Source organism: Vibrio sp. 10N.261.55.F4 (genome assembly GCF_041470465.1).
Classification (GTDB): domain Bacteria; phylum Pseudomonadota; class Gammaproteobacteria; order Enterobacterales; family Vibrionaceae; genus Vibrio; species Vibrio crassostreae_C.
Window position 1 is genome coordinate 170,196 of sequence record NZ_JBFRMM010000008.1, and the last position, 17,444, is coordinate 187,639.

Consider the following 17,444-nt stretch of genomic DNA (forward strand, 5'->3'; position numbering starts at 1 on the left):
GGCAAAGCTCACAAATATGTTTTTAGTTTCTGCTTTCTAATTTCTAGCGCCGAGTTTGGACTAGTAATTGCGAATCGCTGCAAAAGCGCGTTGCAGTTTGTCTGCGTCTTTTTTACCTGGAGCTGATTCAACGCCTGAGTTTAGGTCTAGCCCTAAACAACCCAACTTAGCCGCTTGGTTAGCATTGTCTGGGTTTAGGCCACCCGCTAACATGATTGCGCTTTGGTTGTTGATTAGGTTCCAATCGAACACTTGGCCTGTGCCACCAGTTTGAGAACCCACTTTAGTATCTAGCAGGTGACGAGTCACGTTGCTTTCCAGTAATTCTGGTAGCGAGCTCTCAGCATCGGGAGAAACACCGTAAGCTTTCCAAATCTCAACGCTTTCAGGTAGTGACTGTTTTAGCTCATCGACAAACGCTTGAGACTCATCACCGTGCAATTGCACAGCGAACAGGCCTAGCTCAGAAACCGTTTTCGCAACGTCAGTAACGCTGTGGTTTTGGAACACACCCACGTAGTTCAAAGGTGCGCCGCTCATAGTCAAACGAGCCGCTTCGATATCCACATGACGCTTAGATGCTTCAACGAATATCAGACCACCGAATACCGCACCAGCTTGATAAGCCTTTGCTGCATCGTCAGAGTGAGTTAAACCACACACCTTGTTTTCACCCAGTGTTACTTTGCGTACCGCAAGCTCGAGGTTCTTCTCTGCCATTAGAGAGCTACCGATTAGGAAGCCATCTGCAAACGTTGAAAGGTCACGAACTTGTTGATGTGTGTAGATGCCAGACTCTGAAATCACAACTGCGTTTGGAGCCAGTTCGCGAATCAGCGGCGCCAACTCTTTAGTACGGTTCAAATCAGTCGAAAGGTCACGAAGATTACGGTTGTTAATGCCGATCACCTTAGCGTTTAGAGCGACTGCACGGTGAAGCTCTTCTTCGTTGCTGACTTCGGTCAATACACCCATGTTGAGTGAGTGAGCGACTTCCGCCAGCGCTTTGTACTCTTCGTCATCTAATACCGATAGCATTAGCAAGATAGCATCAGCTGAGTAATGACGAGCTAGATACACTTGGTAGGTATCAACCATGAAGTCTTTACACAGGATAGGCTGCTTAGCAATGCTGCGAACTTTAGGTAAAAACTCAAAGTCACCTTGGAAGTACTTCTCGTCTGTCAGCACAGAAATCGCGTTTGCGTGGTTGTTGTAAACAGAAGCAATGTAGTCGAGGTCAAACTCGTCACGGATTAAACCTTTTGACGGAGAGGCCTTTTTACATTCAGTGATGAAAACCGTTTGTTCTCCGCTCAGAGCGTCATAAAAGCTGCGGTCTGTTGCAGTTAGTGACGCTTTAAACTCGTCTAATGGTTGAGTCTGCTTACGCGCTTCAACCCATTGGTATTTATCACGAACGATTTTTGCTAATACTTCCGCCATTTCAGCTTCTTTGACTGAAACGTGGGTCGACAGTTTATCGGTAGTCTGTGTCATGTTCTTTGTCTCAATTCGTCGTTCGTTAGGCGTGTGCAGCAAGCTTATGTACAAGCTCGTACGCTTTGCCAGAGTTCATCGCGTCAATCGCTTGCTGAGCGTTGGCTTTTAGGTCTTCGTGACCAAATAGACGCATCAGCAGAGCTACGTTGACTGCCACTGCGCCAACTTGAGCATCAGTGCCTTTACCCGTCAGGATATCAGTTGTGATGGCTTTGTTCTCTTCTGGCTCGCCGCCCTTAATCGCTTCAAGAGGGTGAGTGTTCAAACCAAAGTCAGCCGGAGTCACTGTGTACTCGTGAATCTTGCCATCTTTAATCTCAGCAACGATAGTCTCGCCGTGAATCGCTACTTCATCTAGGCCGCTACCGTGCACAACAGCTGCACGCTTCATGCCCATTTGCAGCATGGTTTCTGCGATAGGGCGTACCAGCTCTTTGCTGTAAACACCCATTAGCTCGATGTTAGGGCGAGCAGGGTTAATCAGTGGGCCAAGAATATTGAAGATAGTGCGCGTTTTCATTGTTTGACGAACCGGCATCGCGTGACGTACACCAACGTGATATTGCGGAGCAAATAGGAATGCTACGCCAAGTTCATCAACAGCCGTACGTGTGTCTTCAGCTGTCATCGCTAGGTTGATACCGAACGAATCCAGTAAGTCAGAAGAGCCTGATTTGCTCGATACGCTGCGGTTACCGTGCTTCGCGACTTTTAAGCCACACGCTGCGGCAACAAATGCAGAAGTCGTCGAGATATTGATGGTGTTGTGACCGTCGCCACCTGTACCTACGATGTCTGCGAAATCGTAATCAGGGCGCGGGAACGGGTTTGCATTCGCAAGTAGTGCTTTTGCTGCGCCTGCAATTTCATCGGGCGTTTCGCCTTTGATTTTCAGTGCAGTTAGCGCAGAAGCCATCAAGATTGGGTCTAGTTCACCCTTGATGATCACATCAAATAACTGTTGGCTTTCTTCTTGAGTAAGAGACTGCTGTTCGTAAAGTTTATTAATCTGTTCCATGATCGTTTCCTATTTTCCAGTCTTTTCAAGGCGAAGAGGTTTCTCAAGAGCCCATTCGATAGCGTTTGCTAGAAGCGTTGCACCGTAGGTCGTCATAATTGATTCAGGGTGGAATTGGAATCCACACACCTTGTCTTGTTCTTGAACCACAGACATCACCAAATCATCTACTTCAGCGGTCACTGTTAGGCTATCAGATACATGCGTTGCCACTAAAGAGTGGTAGCGAGCGATAGCCAATGGCGAAGGTAAGCCTTGGTAAGTCGCATGGTTTTGGTGTTCCATCATCGACACCTTACCATGAATGATTTCGCCAGCGCCTGCAACGGTGCCGCCATAGGCTTCAACAATCGCTTGGTGGCCTAAGCAAATACCAATCATTGGCACTTTACCTTTTAGAAGCTGAATCAGCTCTGGCATACAGCCCGCATCTGCTGGAGCGCCAGGGCCTGGTGAAAGCAGTGCAACAGGGTTGTCTAGTTCGTTGATCGCCGCTTCAACTACTTTTGCAGGAATGTTGTTACGGTAAATTTTTACGCTGTGACCTAATGAACGAAATTGGTCTACAAGGTTGTAAGTGAACGAGTCGAAGTTATCGATGAATACAATATCAGCCATGATTACGACTCCTTCTTATTTGTTAGGTTCTTAGTATGAGCTGCTTGAATCGCTGAGATAACCGCTTGTGCCTTGCCGCGAGTTTCATCGGCTTCTGCTTGTGGGTCTGAATCGAATACCACACCAGCGCCAGCTTGTACTTGTGCTACGCCATCTTCAACGTAAGCAGAGCGAATTACGATACAAGTATCTAGAGTCCCTTCACCGGTTAGATAACCGACTGCACCACCGTAGCTACCACGACGCGTTTTTTCTACGTCACGAATAAGCTGCATTGCGCGGATTTTTGGTGCGCCCGTTAGCGTGCCCATGTTCATACAAGCTTGGTAAGCGTGCAGAGCATCTAAGTCTTCACGGAGCTGACCAACAACACGAGAAACCAAGTGCATTACATGGCTGTAGCGGTCTACTTTCAGTAAGTCTGCTACGTGGCGAGTGCCAGCTTCGGCAATACGTGCCACATCGTTACGCGCTAGGTCAACTAGCATCATGTGCTCGGCGTTTTCTTTCTTGTCGGTACGCAGTTCAAGCTCGATACGGCTGTCTAGGTCGAAATCGATTTGACCGTCAGGGCGCTTACCACGACGACGAGTACCAGCAATCGGGTAGATCTCGATTTGGTTGGTTTCTGTCTCGTATTTCAGCGCGCTTTCTGGAGATGCACCGAACAGAGTAAACAGCTCGTCTTGCATGTAGAACATGTAAGGGCTTGGGTTGCTTTGTTTGAGTTCTTTATAAGCCGCCAGTGGGGCAGGGCAAGGTAGAGTGAAGCGGCGTGAAGGTACCACTTGGAATACATCGCCTTTAACTACGTACTCTTTTAAATCACGAACCGTTTGGCAGAAGTCTTCATCTGAAACGCTAGGTACAGCTTCAACGTTGTCTAACGGCGTTACTTCAGTGATGGCTTTCAGGGACTGACACTGAGTTTGAATGTCGGCTAGACGGTCAGTTAATTGCGCTTTGATGTTGTCATCTTGAGCAAATAAGCTCGCGTGAAGTAGGCCTTCGTTCTCTTGGTGATCGAAACGCAATAGTGTTTCAGCTACGTAGAATACAAAGTCAGGACAATTGTTGGTTGCTTCAGCATCACCTAGTGGCTCAAAGTTTGCCACGATGTCGTAAGCGAATAAGCCCGCCATGAATAATGCGTGTTTGTTATCCGCGTCTTGCTCAAAGCTGTGCTGAACCAAACGCAGTGCATCGAATGAAGAGGCTTCTCTTAAACGTGAGTCTTCGTCTAATTCGTTGCTTGGTTCGATAAAAGTCAGCGTCAAAACGTTATCAGTAAGGTCAGATTTAATTTCTGCTTTCACGTTTTGAGTGAGATGTTCGATAAGCGCTTGACCGTTTTCAGTCAATGCTTGAAAGGTTACTTCATGTCCGCGACATACGATGCGAACAGCAGAGTCGATAAGGAGTAGGCTTGTCAGGTTCTGTTTAGATTCAATCTCGGCAGATTCCAACAAAAGACTATCAGTTTTGTTTTCACACAAAGTATGAAAAACGCTGGTTGGATCTTGCGAGTAAGGAACTGAGGAATTGATGACCTCAATGGTTCCCAGCTTTTTGATTTCAATGGCCTTGTTCACAAGACCTCCTTTATGATTCTTTAAATTTCCTGCCGTACATAGTCGCATAAAGATACCTTTCACCCAATCTAGAATATGGTCAATTCGATGATTTGTTAGTCAATTGAATGTGAGATGTTCGACAAATTAAAAAGCCCGCTATTAAAGCGGGCTTAGTGATAACTTTTTTATAAACAAACTGTTTAACTAGAAGTACACGTTAGCCCACCAAGAACTTGTCCAAGTGCGCCACCAATTAAGCTCTGAACTTGCTTCTACTGAAGAAAGTTCTAAAACTTTATCTTTATGGTTTTGGTTAAATTCTTGTAACATGGTGAACCTATCAAATGTGATACTTCGTATTTGTGTACTAGTTAACTAGTTTTCTGCTTGCGGGTCAAGTGTGTTGACACAAATATAACGATAAAAATTGAAAACAATGAAAAAGAATATATGAGAATTGATCTACATAGTCATACAACAGCCTCAGATGGCCGACTTACTCCACCTGAGCTAATTGACCGAGCGCTTGGCTTTAACATCGAAGCGCTAGCGATTACAGATCATGACACGACTGATGGGCTTGCTGAAGCACGCAACTATGTTGCTGATAACAATCTTCCTATTCAGCTGATCAACGGCATTGAGATTTCGACTGTTTGGCAAAACAAAGATATCCATATTGTTGGGTTAAACGTTGATCCTGAGTCACCAGAACTCAAAGCGCTCATTGAGCGACAGAAGCAACACCGTATTGGACGTGCAGAGATGATTGCTCAACGTCTTGAGAAAGCGACTCGTGAAGGGGTGCTAGAAGAAGTTAAATTGATTGCGGGTGATGCACCAATTACTCGAGCACACTTTGCGAAATGGTTAGTCGACAATGGCTACGCGAAAACCATGCAGCAGGTGTTTAAAAAGTTTCTTACTCGCAATAACCCAGGTTATGTGCCGCCAACGTGGTGTTCAATGAGTGATGCTGTCACGGCTATTCATGCCGCTGGTGGACAAGCCGTACTCGCTCACCCTGGACGATATGGACTTACAGCCAAGTGGGTTAAGCGCCTGCTAGCGGCATTTGTTGAAGCGAAAGGGGATGGGATGGAAGTTGCTCAACCTCAGCAAGCGCAACAAGAAAGACGCACACTCGCAGATTATGCTATACAATACAAACTATTAGCCTCCCAAGGCAGTGATTTCCATTACCCATCTCCGTGGATGGAACTTGGACGCAATCTCTGGCTACCTTCTGGGGTCGAAGAAGTATGGAAAGATTGGGAGTTTCAAACGGTTTCACCATCTGAATAGTCTTTAGGTGAGCCAGCTCCTTCTGATGATAGAGTCGAGAGATTCGATAACGAGGATCAACAATGAGCCAGTTTTTTTATGTACACCCAGATAACCCACAAGCACGCTTAATTACTCAAGCGGTTGCGATTATTCGCAATGGCGGCGTTGTGGTTTATCCAACAGATTCCGGTTATGCGCTGGGCTGTCAGCTTGAAAACAAACAAGCACTTGAACGTATCTGTAAAATTCGTCGCATCGATGACAAGCACAATTTCACCTTGTTATGTCGTGATCTTTCTGAATTATCACTGTATGCACGCGTCGATAACGTGGCTTTCCGTCTACTGAAAGCACATACACCAGGTGCTTACACGTTTATCTTTAAAGCAACCAAAGAAGTGCCAAAGCGTTTGATGAACGCCAAGCGTAAAACGATTGGTATTCGTGTCCCAGACAACAAGATTGCACTCGACCTTTTGGAAGCGATGGGTGAACCATTAATGTCGACGTCTCTGATTCTGCCGGGTAACGAGACTACGGAGTCGGATCCAGAAGAAATTCGTGACAGCCTAGAACATGCGGTTGATGTCATTTTGAATGGCGGTTACTTAGGTGAGCAACCGACGACGGTTATTGACTTCAGTGACGATGATGCCGTGGTTCTACGTCGTGGTGCTGGCGATCCTGCGCCGTTTGAATAATCGCTTTACTGATTAACAGTCTGTAACGATACAGCAAACCTGCCACAGTAAATAACAAGTGCTTTTTGGCAGGTTATTTGCGATAATACGCGACCGCGATTTGGTCGCGAAAAATTCATTCGACGTCTGTGAAGACGACAATTAGGTAGAAAAGAGTAAATGAGCGAAAAATTACAGAAGGTTTTAGCGCGAGCTGGTCACGGTTCTCGTCGTGAACTAGAAGGTTTAATCAAATCTGGTCGTGTAAGTGTTAACGGTCAAGTTGCGAAACTGGGCGAGCGTCTTGAAGACGAGAACTCAGTGATCCGTATCGATGGCCATACTGTTTCAGGCAAGGCTTCTGAAGAAGTGGTTTGTCGTGTACTTGCTTACTACAAACCTGAAGGTGAGCTTTGTACTCGTCACGATCCTGAAGGCCGCCGTACTGTTTTCGATCGTCTACCTAAGATCCGTGGTTCTCGTTGGATTTCAGTTGGTCGTCTTGATGCAAACACATCAGGCCTTTTGCTTTTCACTACTGATGGTGAGCTTGCAAACCGTCTAATGCACCCAAGCCGTCAGGTTGAGCGTGAGTACCTAGTACGTGTATTCGGTGAAGTGACTGAGCAAAAAGTTAAAAACGTTACTCGTGGTGTACAACTAGAAGACGGCATGGCTCGTTTTGAAGATGTTGTTTACGCTGGTGGTGAAGGTATGAACCATACTTTCTACGTAGCGATTAACGAAGGTCGTAACCGTGAAGTTCGTCGTCTTTGGGAATCTCAAGAAACGACAGTAAGCCGCCTGAAACGTGTACGTTACGGTGATATCTACCTTGATAAGAAACTGCCTCGTGGCGGTTGGAAAGAGCTAGATCTTCAAGAAGTTAACTACCTGCGTGAGCTTGTTGAGCTTAAGCCTGAGAAAGAGACACTGTTGGATCTTGATCCTTCAAACACTTCTCGTAAGCGTGAGCGTTCTCGTAGCCAAAAAATTCGTCGTGCTGTTAAACGTCACGAAGAGCGTGCAAACGCACCAAAAGGCCGTAGCAACCAAACTAAGCGTAAGAAGCCTGCAACTCGCGGTACTACAACACCTGATTCAGGTCGTAGCGCTCCAGCTGCAAACAAAGGCAAACCTCAGGCTAACAAAAGTAAGCCTAAACTGAACAACGGTCGTCCGGCTAAACCAGCTAAGCCAAGAACACGTCAGTAATTACGTAATTTCTTACGCGTAAAGCTTCATTAGCTGAAAGCACTGAATACTAAAAAACCTGCTCATTGAGCAGGTTTTTTTACGTCTGGAGAAATAGCAGATGCGGGATGCGAGTAACCGAGTATCGAAAACATGCTGCCATAAGTGACAGTAAGCGAGCTTTTCGCATCTCTTATCTCGTGTAGGCGCATCTATAATCTGCTCGTATCTCGTATCTCGTATCTCGTATCTCGTATCTCGTTTCTTTTACTTATGATTCGAAAAGTTATCGCCTTTCGCCAGTCGGTCGTAAAGCACAACATTCACTGATGCCGCTAGATTCATACAGCCGTTGGTCGGAACGTAAATCGTCTCACGACAGAAATCTGTGATTTCTTTCTTTAGCGTGCCATCTTCTGGGCCAAAAATGTAAAACGCACGTGGTGGGTGCTTGTAATCAGGTAGAGGCTTAGCACCTTCAATCAGATCAACAGCAACCGGCACGCAGCCTACTGGAATAATATCTTTCAGCTCTTCAACACCAATCAAAGGCAGGGCTAAGTGCTTTTCTTTGGTATCGGTATGGAATTTTCGCGCATGGTCGTAGCGTGTGCCAGTGTAAAACACAGAGTTGGCGCCGTAGCAGCCAGCTGCTCGCATCACTGAGCCTACGTTTTCTGGCGTCTTTGGGTTAACTAGGCCAATGCAGGCATAGCCTTTTGATTGTGTGTCTGTTTTTGCTTTGGTCATAATCAGTGAATCTAACGTTGATGATGAAAGTGATGAATCACGATGGAAAATAGCGTGATAAAAATAGCCGAGCAATGGGCTCGGCTAACTTTTAACTCGCTTACATGAATACTTGTTTACTCATGCAGATGAGCGTCAACAGCGGTATTAGTCGCGTTTCCACAGCATGTGACAGAACTTATGTTCTGGATCACGGCTGATTAAAATGCGAGCAAATACGTCGTCTAGAACGTCATCAGCTTCATTCACAAGACCAATGCGCACTTCAGCGTAGATCTCTTTGTCGACTTCAAAGCCAACATGTTCAACCCAATCATCGCCAGTTTCAACAAGCTCTGCTGCGCCACGATCTTCAAACTGAGCAGTGAAAAGAATCACGTCTGCAGGCTCTAGGTTGTCAGGTGCCATCTCTAGGAAGATGTCGTATGCAGTGTCAATTGCGTCGTCATAAGACATTAGGTCGTTAGCTTCGGTCATAATAAGTGTCTTAGCTTGCGCGGTTCATGTATTTACGTTCAGCAGTGTTTACTACTACTTTGTCGCCAGTCGCGATGTATTCAGGTACTTGAATAGTAAGACCTGTAGAAAGACGAGCAGGCTTAGTACGAGCAGACGCTGATGCACCTTTGATTGAAGGATCAGTCTCTTCGATAACTAGTTCAACAGATGTTGGTAGCTCAAGCGTTGCAGCGTTGCCGTCGATAAGGATCGCGTACATGCCTTGAGTTTCTTCGTTGATGAACAGTAGTTCGTCTTCGATAGTCTCACCGTTGAAGATGAATTGTGTGTAATCTTCGTTGTCCATGAAGATGTACTCGTTGCCATCAACGTAAGAGAACATTACTGCACGCTTAGTTACGTCAATAGTTTCAACAATTTCGTCAGCCTTGTGGCGAACTTCAGTTTTAACGCCAGTTGCTACATCGTTACCACGGAAGCGGTAAATCTTTTGGCCGCCACGGCCGCCTGGTGTTGTTACTTCGATATCTTTAACGATCACTGTTTTGCTTTCTACTGTGATAGCAAAACCTTTTTTAATTTCACTTGCTCTAGGCATTTTGTGTTTGTCCTTAGTGGGTCTATCCGCTGATTATATCTCGGAGATGCTATAAATAGGAATAGCTTGAATCATAAAGTCACCTAGGCGATCATAGAGTTATAGTTAAATCATTATTTTATTTACCGAAACGACCTATGCAGCTACCCGTTATTGACCCAACACAGCCTTTTCAACCTGAATTTCAACCTGTGGTTAACGATCTGATTACCTTTCTAAAAGGTGGGTTAGGATCTAATCTGCACAGTATTTATATTTATGGCAGTGTGGCTCGTAAGCAAGCCGTCTTCGGTCGCTCCAATCTAGATGTGGTTGTGGTGACCCATCGACCGTTTCCTGACCAACGAACCACTTTGTTGAACACCATCAAATGGCGTTTCCAAAAGAGCTTCCCGCAGGTAACTCAAGTGGCGATAAAAACTACCTTAGTGAGTGAGATAGTCGATTTCGACAATATCTTCACTTGGGGTTTTATGCTCAAGCATTTAGCCGTGTGTGTGCATGGTGAAGACTTATCAGACTGCTATGGTGATTTTGAAACAAGTTGGGAAATCGCTAAGCACTGGAATATGGATGCGGAAAACTGGTTGGCGGTGTATCGCAACAAGATCGCACGAGCGACAACGCCAGAACAACAAGTCGCTGCGCAGGTGATTATTGCCAAGAAGCTTCTACGGGCGAGTTACTCACTGGTGATGTACCGCGATAAATATTGGTACGATGATCCTGTTGAATGTGGCCAACAGTTCTTGAAGTATCACCCAGATCGAGAAGTCGAAATCCAAAGGTTGGGCATTTTACTTTCTGGTCGACCAATCCCTAAACGTTCGGTGATCGGTATTCTTGATGGCTTTGGTGAGTGGTTGATTAAGCAGTATCAGAAAACCGAGTTCAGAATCGGATAGAGATTTATAACCGATCCATTGATACTAAAAAGCAGAGTGTGCTGAAGAACATATCTCTGCTTTTTTCGTTTTAAGAGCATATTGAATATAGTGCTAGAACAAACCCAACTGCTGCCCACTAACTCTTTCAAAGTCTAAACCGATGAAGGGCAGTATTGCCTCTGCGACCGGTTTAATCTGCTTGTCGATATAGTGCTGATAATCGATACCACTCTTTAAATACTCCTTGGGCTCAGGGCCACTCAGAGTAATCAAATACTCAATGCGTCCTTTATTTTGGTATTGAAGAGGGCGCCCTAACTGAGCATTGATCTCATCGGCCATACGAGCTGCGCGAACCTGCGGCGGAATGTTCTTTTGGTATTCATGTAATTTGCGGCGTAAGCGCTTTTGATACACCAATAAATCATCATGTTTGCCAGCAGAGGTTTCATCAACAAACTGTCTGACGTAGTCGGTTGGATCTTGATCGTGAAACACCATCTCATACAAGGTTTGTTGGAATTGCTGTGCGAGAGGTGTCCAATCGGTGCGTGCACTCTCAAGCCCTTTAAATATGATCTTTTCTTTATCGCCTTGAGTGATTAATCCGGCATAACGTTTCTTCGAGCCGGTTTCTGAACCTCTAATGGTCGGCATTAGAAACTTGCGATAGTGAGTCTCGTATTCCAATTCGAGTATTGAGGTTAGGTTGTGGGTCTCTTTTAAGTGATTCGTCCACCAATCGTTGATGTAAGCGACCAGTGTGTTCCCGATCTCGTCTGCTTTTTGCTGATCATAACTGCCGTTCAGAGACACGAAGGTTGAATCGGTATCGCCGTAAATCACTTGATAGCCTTTGTCTTCGATCAGAACCTTGGTTTGCTTCATGATCTCATGTCCACGCATGGTAATTGAAGACGCTAACCGGGTATCGAAGAAACGACAACCAGACGAACCTAACACACCATAGAATGAGTTCATGATGATCTTAATCGCCTGAGAGAACGCTTTCTCGTTGTTCTTCTTCGCCACATCACGTGCAGCCCAAAGGTTTTCGATCATCTCGGGCAAGAAGTGTTTAGAGCGGTGGAATTGCCCACCTCGAAAGCCATCAACGGCTTGGTTTTCTGCTGGGCCTAGTTCAAGCTTCAACCCTTCAATTAGTCCCATAGGGTCAATCAGAAACGAGCGAATGATCGATGGATACAGGCTCTTAAAATCGAGTACCAAAACCGAGTCGTACAGATTGGGAATTGAATCCATCACATAACCGCCGGGGCTCGCAATCCAATTCTCTGGCTCTAAGTTCGGTGCGACATAACCCGCTCTGTGGATTTGAGGCAGATATAAGTTAGTAAAGGCCGCAACAGAGCCACCAACGCGATCCAGCTCAACACCGGTTAATCGAGAGCGCTCAATCGCGAAGTCGAGTAGGTGAGTGTGTTCGAAGATGCGATTTACTAGCACGCAGTCTTGAAGGTTGTACTTGGCGAGCGAAGGCTTATCGAACTTAAACATCCGGTTTATCTCATCCATGCGGTCGTGAACGTTATGGATGTCTTTGCCTTCGCTGAGTAGCTCTTGAGATACCGATTCAAGAGACCAAGAGCGGAAGTGGTAGGTCGCTGTCTTGAGCATGTCGATGCCATCCAGCACAACGCGGCCTGGGATCGTGATAAAGCCTTGCTGGTTTTGTGCAGAACTACGGAAAAAGCTTGGTTGATTGTCTCTACCGATGCTGAGCTTCACTTCGTTCCATTCTGAACGTTTGTGCAGCAGCCTAAAATCGAAATCAATGACATTCCAACCGATGATGATGTCGGGATCAAATTCAGAAAACCATCTAATCATCGCCTCGAGTAGAGCTTTCTCATTAGGAACCCATTGGACGATTGTGTCAGCCTTTTGTGGTTCGCCGACCATGATGACTCGGCTGTCCATCGGGCTGTCTAAGCCAATAGAATAAAGCACGCCTTTTTCTGAGCATTCAATATCAAGTGAAACCACAGATAAACTGGGTAAGTAATCGCCCGCTCTGCATTTTGCATTGGAAACTCTAAGATGCTGACTTTTTTGCACGGCAGTCCCAGTGAACTCAATGCTGCCTTTGATAAAGCGTTCCATCAGATATCGATCGGCGAGTCGAATATCGCTTTCAAAGGTCTGAATCTCTTCGCTGTGAAAGGCTTGTGCTAAACCAAAGCTACTTCTCGCTAGTGATGTATAACATGCGGCGAGAGGGGTTTGATCGAATGTGGCTAATTCTAGAGGCTTAAATTGGCAATCAATCGACTCTTTCGCTGCGATTGCCTGACATTCTTCAACATCAGATTGAGCGACGAAAAATACAGGTTTTTCATTTTGAATCGTCAGCAGAGTTGGGCCTTGAGGGGAGCTTAACCACAAGTCAATTTGGGTACGCCCTGAAAAGTCTCTCGCTTGTCTTGTGAGTACAAAGCCTTGCTGAATATCCAATGTAGTAACCTATTGAAATGGGGAATCGAATACTACCATCTAGCGGCTCTCTGCGCACAACAGGCAACCAAAATACTAACTAAATTCTAGTTAACAGAGGCAAATAACGGGACTCCATAAGCAAATAAGTGAAATTGTCGCGAATGGCTATTCAATGGTATTGAAAATATCTTTATCTTGTGTAATTTTATTGGGTGTTGTTTTAACTGGTTGATTTTTAGAAAAAGCTTGTTGTTTTAGTTAGCTTATTTGTTAATAAGTACTTGCTAAAGTTCGTGTTTCAGCACATATTCAACAGAGCTTTTTTTTAGTAATTAAGTTAAGATGTACTCAATGCTGCGATCCACTGTTCCTTTGTTCAATTGTTTCAAACAGATGAAATGACACAGTGGTTGCAGAGCCAATTAATAGTGTGGAGATACAAGTTTGATAAATGTTTTCCTTGTAGATGATCACGAGCTGGTTCGCACAGGGATACGACGTATTATTGAAGACGTCCGTGGAATGAACGTAGCAGGGGAAGCTGAAAGCGGTGAAGATGCTGCAAAATGGTGTCGTAGTAATAATACTGACGTTATTTTGATGGATATGAATATGCCTGGTATTGGTGGCTTAGAAGCAACCAAGAAAATCTTGCGTTTCAACCCTGATGTTAAAATCATCGTTTTAACTGTTCATACGGAAAATCCGTTTCCAACTAAAGTGATGCAAGCTGGAGCTGCTGGTTACCTTACTAAAGGGGCAGGTCCGGATGAAATGGTAAATGCAATTCGAGTGGTTAATAGTGGCCAACGATACATTTCACCAGAAATTGCGCAGCAGATGGCTTTGAGCCAATTCTCGCCTGCGTCTGAAAATCCATTCGCAGACTTATCTGAGCGTGAACTTCAAATCATGATGATGATTACCAAAGGTCAGAAAGTGACGGATATTTCAGAACAACTCAATCTAAGTCCTAAAACAGTCAACAGTTACCGCTACCGTTTGTTCAGCAAATTGGATATCAGTGGCGATGTAGAGCTGACGCATTTAGCGATTAGACATGGAATGTTAGACACTGAGACCCTTTAACACTGAGATCGTATAGTGACCAACTTGTTTGACTCAGTGTCATTTCTCAAGACAGTAACAGAACAGCCCGGCGTTTATCGTATGTATAACGCCGAGGCTGTTGTTATTTACGTCGGTAAAGCTAAGAACCTCAAAAAACGCCTTTCCAGTTATTTCCGTAAAAAAGTCGACAGTGAAAAAACGCGCGCTTTAGTTAGCAATATCGACAAAATCGATGTCACTGTAACGCATACAGAAACAGAAGCTCTTATCCTTGAGCACAACTACATCAAGCAGTATCTACCGAAATACAACGTACTTCTGCGTGATGATAAGTCGTATCCTTATATTTTTATTAGTGGTCACAAACATCCTCGTTTGTCGATGCATCGTGGTGCTAAGAAGAAAAAGGGAGAGTACTTTGGTCCTTATCCTGATTCCGGCGCTGTGCGTGAGACGTTGCACCTAATACAGAAAATCTTTCCTGCTCGTCAGTGTGAAGATACGGTTTATGCCAACAGAACGCGCCCGTGTTTGATGTATCAGATTGGTCGTTGCGCTGCGCCATGTGTCAGCTCAATTATCTCTGATGAAGAGTACAGCGAGCTTATCGACTACGTTCGTTTATTCCTACAGGGGAAAGACAAGCTAGTTCTTGAGACGCTCATCGATAAAATGGACAAGGCAAGCCAAGAGCTTCGCTTTGAGCAAGCTGCTGCTTTCCGCGACCAGATCCAAGCGATTCGACGCGTGCAAGAGCAACAGTACGTATCTGACGACTCAATGGAAGATATGGACGTGTTAGGTTTTGCTCAAGAAAATGGCGTGGCTTGTATTCACATCTTGATGATTCGCCAAGGAAAGGTTTTAGGCAGTAGAAGCCATTTCCCGAAAATTCCAAACAATACGGTGCGAGAGGAAGTCTTTTCGAGCTTTTTAAGCCAATACTATCTTGCACATAATGAAGCGAGAACCATCCCAACTCGTCTCATCCTTAATGCTGATTTGATGGAAGATGTCACACCGATTCAAGAAGCCTTGTGTGAAGTTGCGGGTCGTAAGATCCACTTCAATACTAATCCTTCTGGCACTCGTGGTCGCTACCTTAAACTGTCTAACACCAATGCATTAACAGCCATTACCACCAAGATTAATCACAAGATGACGATCAATCAGCGCTTTAAGGAGCTTCAAGAAGTGCTGTCGATGGACGTTATCAAACGCATGGAATGTTTCGATATTAGTCACACCATGGGTGAAAGTACGATTGCATCTTGCGTGGTCTTCAATCAAGAAGGGCCTGTTAAACCGGAATACCGTCGTTACAACATCACAGGTATTACCGGTGGTGATGACTACGCTGCAATGGCTCAGTCGCTTGAGAGACGCTATTCAAAACAACTCGATGTCGACAAGATCCCAGACATCATTTTTATCGATGGCGGTAAAGGTCAGTTGAATCGTGCACATGAGATCATTTCCAAATATTGGGATGATTGGCCGTTTCGACCAAGAATGATGGGTATTGCGAAAGGGGTAACACGTAAACCGGGTTTGGAAACCTTGGTGACCCTTGAAGGTGAAGAGTTTAATTTACCAAGTGATGCGCCAGCACTGCACCTTATCCAACATATTCGTGATGAAAGCCATAATCATGCGATTGCAGGGCATAGAGCAAAACGTGGTAAAACGCGTAGAACCAGTGCGCTTGAAGGAATTGAAGGGGTAGGGCCTAAGCGCCGTCAATCTTTGCTGAAATATATGGGTGGCTTACAAGAACTTAAGCGTGCAACTGTCGAAGAAATAGCCAAAGTACCGGGCATTAGTCATTCTTTGGCAGAAAACATTTATCAAGCATTGAAACAATAGTAAAAATCCCGCACCATTAAAGCGCAATTAATAAGAGCCCAATAATATGCGTTTGAATATACCTAACATTTTGTCCTTACTGAGACTATTTTTGATCCCAGTATTCGTTGTTGTTTTTTACCTACCTTACCAATGGGCTCCTTTTGCTGCTGCAATGGTGTTTTGGGTAGCGGGTTTTACTGACTGGCTAGATGGCATGCTGGCTCGTAAACTCGGGCAAACGTCTCGCTTCGGTGCCTTTATTGACCCTGTGGCTGACAAAGTGTTGGTCGCTACGGCTCTTATCCTGATTACAGAGCATTACCACTCTATTTGGATAACTATTCCAGCCGTGACCATGATTGCTCGTGAGATCATCATTTCAGCGCTTCGTGAATGGATGGCTGAAATCGGTAAACGCGCAAGTGTTGCGGTATCTTGGGTTGGTAAAGTCAAAACGGTTTCTCAGATGTTCGCTCTTTGGGTACTTATCTGGAGATACGACGACTGGATGGTGTGGGTAGGTTACATTGCACTGTATGTCGCCACCATTCTTACTTATTGGTCAATGGCACAATACTTGATGGCTGCCAAAGACGATTTGTTAGACGAAAAACATCATTGATGAAGAAGCGAGCTGAGGCTCGCTTTTTTGATCTTTAACCTAAGGTTAAGTTATCAATAGTGGATATCTAATGTGATATAGATCTCCTTTGAATAACCCGCTCACAGTGTGTTTTGAACATAAAGTCAGCTATTTGGCCTGTTTCGTATGAAATCTATTCAAACGAATTAAAAATACAAAAATAATATTGACTCAATCGTCTGAATCCGTAGAATGCATCCCGTACCCAAGAGGATGGCAGTGAGCGATTCGATTGGAGTTACTAAGGCGCCTTGGCAGAGTGGCTATGCAGCGGATTGCAAATCCGTGGACCTCGGTTCGACTCCGGGAGGCGCCTCCATTCTCTCTTTCTTCTAGAAAGAATTTGAATGAAAATGCGATACTAGCTCAGTTGGTAGAGCGCAACCTTGCCAAGGTTGAGGTCATCGGTTCGAACCCGATGTATCGCTCCAAATTTTGTAATGTTGATTGGCGTCAGCATTAAGATGGTGTTTTACTTTTCAGTAATCGGCATCGCAATAAAGAATTGCGTGCCCTGGTGGTGGAATTGGTAGACACAAGGGATTTAAAATCCCTCGGCGTTCGCGCTGTGCCGGTTCAAGTCCGGCCCGGGGCACCATCTATTAAAGCCTTTATCTCGATAAAGCAAATGCGATACTAGCTCAGTTGGTAGAGCGCAACCTTGCCAAGGTTGAGGTCATCGGTTCGAACCCGATGTATCGCTCCAAATTAAGAAGCCCGAACAGAAATGTTCGGGCTTTTTGGTTTCTGACGTTTAGCTTTTACGTTTAAGAACTCTTCTTGTTCGAATCCGCACTCAACATTCATTTCTATCTCTGTTTCAAATTTTGCAATCAAGTTATACCAATCCGGAAAAT

The 17,444-nt window shown here is 45.0% G+C and carries 16 protein-coding genes, 4 tRNA genes and 1 other annotated feature; of the genes, 11 read left to right on the forward strand and 9 right to left on the reverse strand.

Going from position 1 to position 17,444, the window contains the following annotated elements:
• Positions 1 to 60: 60 nt before the first annotated feature.
• The 5 genes from trpCF to AB4249_RS06265 form a co-directional block, all read right to left on the reverse strand.
• Positions 61 to 1,500: a bifunctional indole-3-glycerol-phosphate synthase TrpC/phosphoribosylanthranilate isomerase TrpF gene (trpCF, locus tag AB4249_RS06245; RefSeq protein WP_372102549.1), complete on the reverse strand. Its 1,440-nt coding sequence runs from the start codon at positions 1,498 to 1,500 to the stop codon at positions 61 to 63.
• A gap of 25 nt (positions 1,501 to 1,525) precedes the next feature.
• Complete coding sequence (trpD, locus tag AB4249_RS06250; protein WP_136977869.1) at positions 1,526 to 2,521, reverse strand: anthranilate phosphoribosyltransferase; 996 nt, start codon at positions 2,519 to 2,521, stop codon at positions 1,526 to 1,528.
• 9 nt (positions 2,522 to 2,530) lie between these two features.
• Entirely contained in the window at positions 2,531 to 3,139 is a 609-nt protein-coding gene (locus AB4249_RS06255) for an aminodeoxychorismate/anthranilate synthase component II (protein WP_017063544.1), read from the reverse strand.
• A 2-nt stretch (positions 3,140 to 3,141) separates the two neighbouring features.
• Positions 3,142 to 4,731 (reverse strand): anthranilate synthase component 1, encoded by a 1,590-nt coding sequence (locus AB4249_RS06260; RefSeq protein WP_017063545.1) that lies wholly within the window; start codon positions 4,729 to 4,731, stop codon positions 3,142 to 3,144.
• A gap of 125 nt (positions 4,732 to 4,856) precedes the next feature.
• Positions 4,857 to 4,971, reverse strand: a sequence feature (Trp leader region).
• Positions 4,918 to 5,043: a trp operon leader peptide gene (locus tag AB4249_RS06265; RefSeq protein ID WP_009848753.1), complete on the reverse strand. Its 126-nt coding sequence runs from the start codon at positions 5,041 to 5,043 to the stop codon at positions 4,918 to 4,920. Its footprint overlaps the feature before it by 54 nt.
• A 120-nt stretch (positions 5,044 to 5,163) precedes the next feature.
• On the opposite strand from AB4249_RS06265, the gene rnm reads away from it, so the two are divergent.
• The 3 genes from rnm (at position 5,164) to rluB (ending at position 7,895) form a co-directional block, all read left to right on the forward strand.
• Positions 5,164 to 6,018, forward strand: coding sequence for an RNase RNM (rnm, locus tag AB4249_RS06270; protein ID WP_372102551.1), 855 nt, complete (start codon positions 5,164 to 5,166; stop codon positions 6,016 to 6,018).
• 62 nt (positions 6,019 to 6,080) lie between these two features.
• Entirely contained in the window at positions 6,081 to 6,701 is a 621-nt protein-coding gene (locus tag AB4249_RS06275; RefSeq protein WP_009848751.1) for an L-threonylcarbamoyladenylate synthase, read from the forward strand.
• A 159-nt stretch (positions 6,702 to 6,860) separates the two neighbouring features.
• A complete protein-coding gene (gene rluB / locus AB4249_RS06280) occupies positions 6,861 to 7,895 on the forward strand; it encodes a 23S rRNA pseudouridine(2605) synthase RluB (protein WP_017055112.1) in 1,035 nt (344 codons plus the stop codon).
• A 246-nt stretch (positions 7,896 to 8,141) separates the two neighbouring features.
• On the opposite strand, the gene AB4249_RS06285 is transcribed toward rluB, so the two are convergent.
• The 3 genes from AB4249_RS06285 to yeiP all read right to left on the reverse strand — a co-directional run bounded on the left by AB4249_RS06285 (position 8,142) and on the right by yeiP (position 9,681).
• Positions 8,142 to 8,624: an RNA methyltransferase gene (locus AB4249_RS06285; RefSeq protein WP_017061495.1), complete on the reverse strand. Its 483-nt coding sequence runs from the start codon at positions 8,622 to 8,624 to the stop codon at positions 8,142 to 8,144.
• 147 nt (positions 8,625 to 8,771) lie between these two features.
• Positions 8,772 to 9,101 carry an HI1450 family dsDNA-mimic protein gene (locus AB4249_RS06290; RefSeq protein WP_372102553.1) on the reverse strand — a complete coding sequence of 110 codons (330 nt, stop codon included), beginning with the start codon at positions 9,099 to 9,101 and terminating at the stop codon, positions 8,772 to 8,774.
• A 10-nt stretch (positions 9,102 to 9,111) separates the two neighbouring features.
• Positions 9,112 to 9,681 carry an elongation factor P-like protein YeiP gene (gene yeiP / locus AB4249_RS06295; protein ID WP_017055115.1) on the reverse strand — a complete coding sequence of 190 codons (570 nt, stop codon included), beginning with the start codon at positions 9,679 to 9,681 and terminating at the stop codon, positions 9,112 to 9,114.
• A gap of 137 nt (positions 9,682 to 9,818) precedes the next feature.
• On the opposite strand from yeiP, the gene AB4249_RS06300 reads away from it, so the two are divergent.
• Positions 9,819 to 10,586, forward strand: coding sequence for a hypothetical protein (locus AB4249_RS06300; protein ID WP_017061494.1), 768 nt, complete (start codon positions 9,819 to 9,821; stop codon positions 10,584 to 10,586).
• Between the two features lie 93 nt (positions 10,587 to 10,679).
• Here AB4249_RS06300 and AB4249_RS06305 read toward each other — a convergent pair whose 3' ends face one another.
• Positions 10,680 to 13,043 carry a DNA polymerase II gene (locus tag AB4249_RS06305; RefSeq protein WP_372102555.1) on the reverse strand — a complete coding sequence of 788 codons (2,364 nt, stop codon included), beginning with the start codon at positions 13,041 to 13,043 and terminating at the stop codon, positions 10,680 to 10,682.
• A 426-nt stretch (positions 13,044 to 13,469) separates the two neighbouring features.
• Here AB4249_RS06305 and uvrY point away from each other — a divergent pair, with 426 nt between their 5' ends.
• The 7 genes from uvrY to AB4249_RS06340 all read left to right on the forward strand — a co-directional run bounded on the left by uvrY (position 13,470) and on the right by AB4249_RS06340 (position 17,293).
• Complete coding sequence (gene uvrY / locus AB4249_RS06310) at positions 13,470 to 14,114, forward strand: UvrY/SirA/GacA family response regulator transcription factor (protein ID WP_017078219.1); 645 nt, start codon at positions 13,470 to 13,472, stop codon at positions 14,112 to 14,114.
• 15 nt (positions 14,115 to 14,129) lie between these two features.
• Entirely contained in the window at positions 14,130 to 15,962 is a 1,833-nt protein-coding gene (gene uvrC / locus AB4249_RS06315) for an excinuclease ABC subunit UvrC (protein ID WP_372102557.1), read from the forward strand.
• 46 nt (positions 15,963 to 16,008) lie between these two features.
• A complete protein-coding gene (gene pgsA, locus AB4249_RS06320; protein WP_372102559.1) occupies positions 16,009 to 16,566 on the forward strand; it encodes a CDP-diacylglycerol--glycerol-3-phosphate 3-phosphatidyltransferase in 558 nt (185 codons plus the stop codon).
• Positions 16,567 to 16,832: 266 nt separating this feature from the next.
• A tRNA-Cys gene (locus tag AB4249_RS06325) sits at positions 16,833 to 16,906 on the forward strand.
• A gap of 36 nt (positions 16,907 to 16,942) precedes the next feature.
• A tRNA-Gly gene (locus AB4249_RS06330) sits at positions 16,943 to 17,018 on the forward strand.
• An 80-nt stretch (positions 17,019 to 17,098) separates the two neighbouring features.
• Positions 17,099 to 17,185 (forward strand) — tRNA-Leu (locus AB4249_RS06335).
• A 32-nt stretch (positions 17,186 to 17,217) separates the two neighbouring features.
• Positions 17,218 to 17,293: transfer RNA gene (locus AB4249_RS06340), tRNA-Gly, on the forward strand.
• Positions 17,294 to 17,444 lie beyond the last annotated feature (151 nt).

Excerpts from the sequence above, each read along its gene's own strand:
- trpCF (WP_372102549.1), bottom strand. The coding sequence starts at position 1,500 with ATGACACAGACTACCGATAAACTGTCGACCCACGTTTCAGTCAAAGAA.
- trpD (WP_136977869.1), bottom strand. The coding sequence starts at position 2,521 with ATGGAACAGATTAATAAACTTTACGAACAGCAGTCTCTTACTCAAGAA.
- AB4249_RS06255 (WP_017063544.1), bottom strand. The coding sequence starts at position 3,139 with ATGGCTGATATTGTATTCATCGATAACTTCGACTCGTTCACTTACAAC.
- AB4249_RS06265 (WP_009848753.1), bottom strand. The coding sequence starts at position 5,043 with ATGTTACAAGAATTTAACCAAAACCATAAAGATAAAGTTTTAGAACTT.
- rnm (WP_372102551.1), top strand. The coding sequence starts at position 5,164 with ATGAGAATTGATCTACATAGTCATACAACAGCCTCAGATGGCCGACTT.
- AB4249_RS06275 (WP_009848751.1), top strand. The coding sequence starts at position 6,081 with ATGAGCCAGTTTTTTTATGTACACCCAGATAACCCACAAGCACGCTTA.
- rluB (WP_017055112.1), top strand. The coding sequence starts at position 6,861 with ATGAGCGAAAAATTACAGAAGGTTTTAGCGCGAGCTGGTCACGGTTCT.
- AB4249_RS06285 (WP_017061495.1), bottom strand. The coding sequence starts at position 8,624 with ATGACCAAAGCAAAAACAGACACACAATCAAAAGGCTATGCCTGCATT.
- AB4249_RS06290 (WP_372102553.1), bottom strand. The coding sequence starts at position 9,101 with ATGACCGAAGCTAACGACCTAATGTCTTATGACGACGCAATTGACACT.
- yeiP (WP_017055115.1), bottom strand. The coding sequence starts at position 9,681 with ATGCCTAGAGCAAGTGAAATTAAAAAAGGTTTTGCTATCACAGTAGAA.
- AB4249_RS06300 (WP_017061494.1), top strand. The coding sequence starts at position 9,819 with ATGCAGCTACCCGTTATTGACCCAACACAGCCTTTTCAACCTGAATTT.
- pgsA (WP_372102559.1), top strand. The coding sequence starts at position 16,009 with ATGCGTTTGAATATACCTAACATTTTGTCCTTACTGAGACTATTTTTG.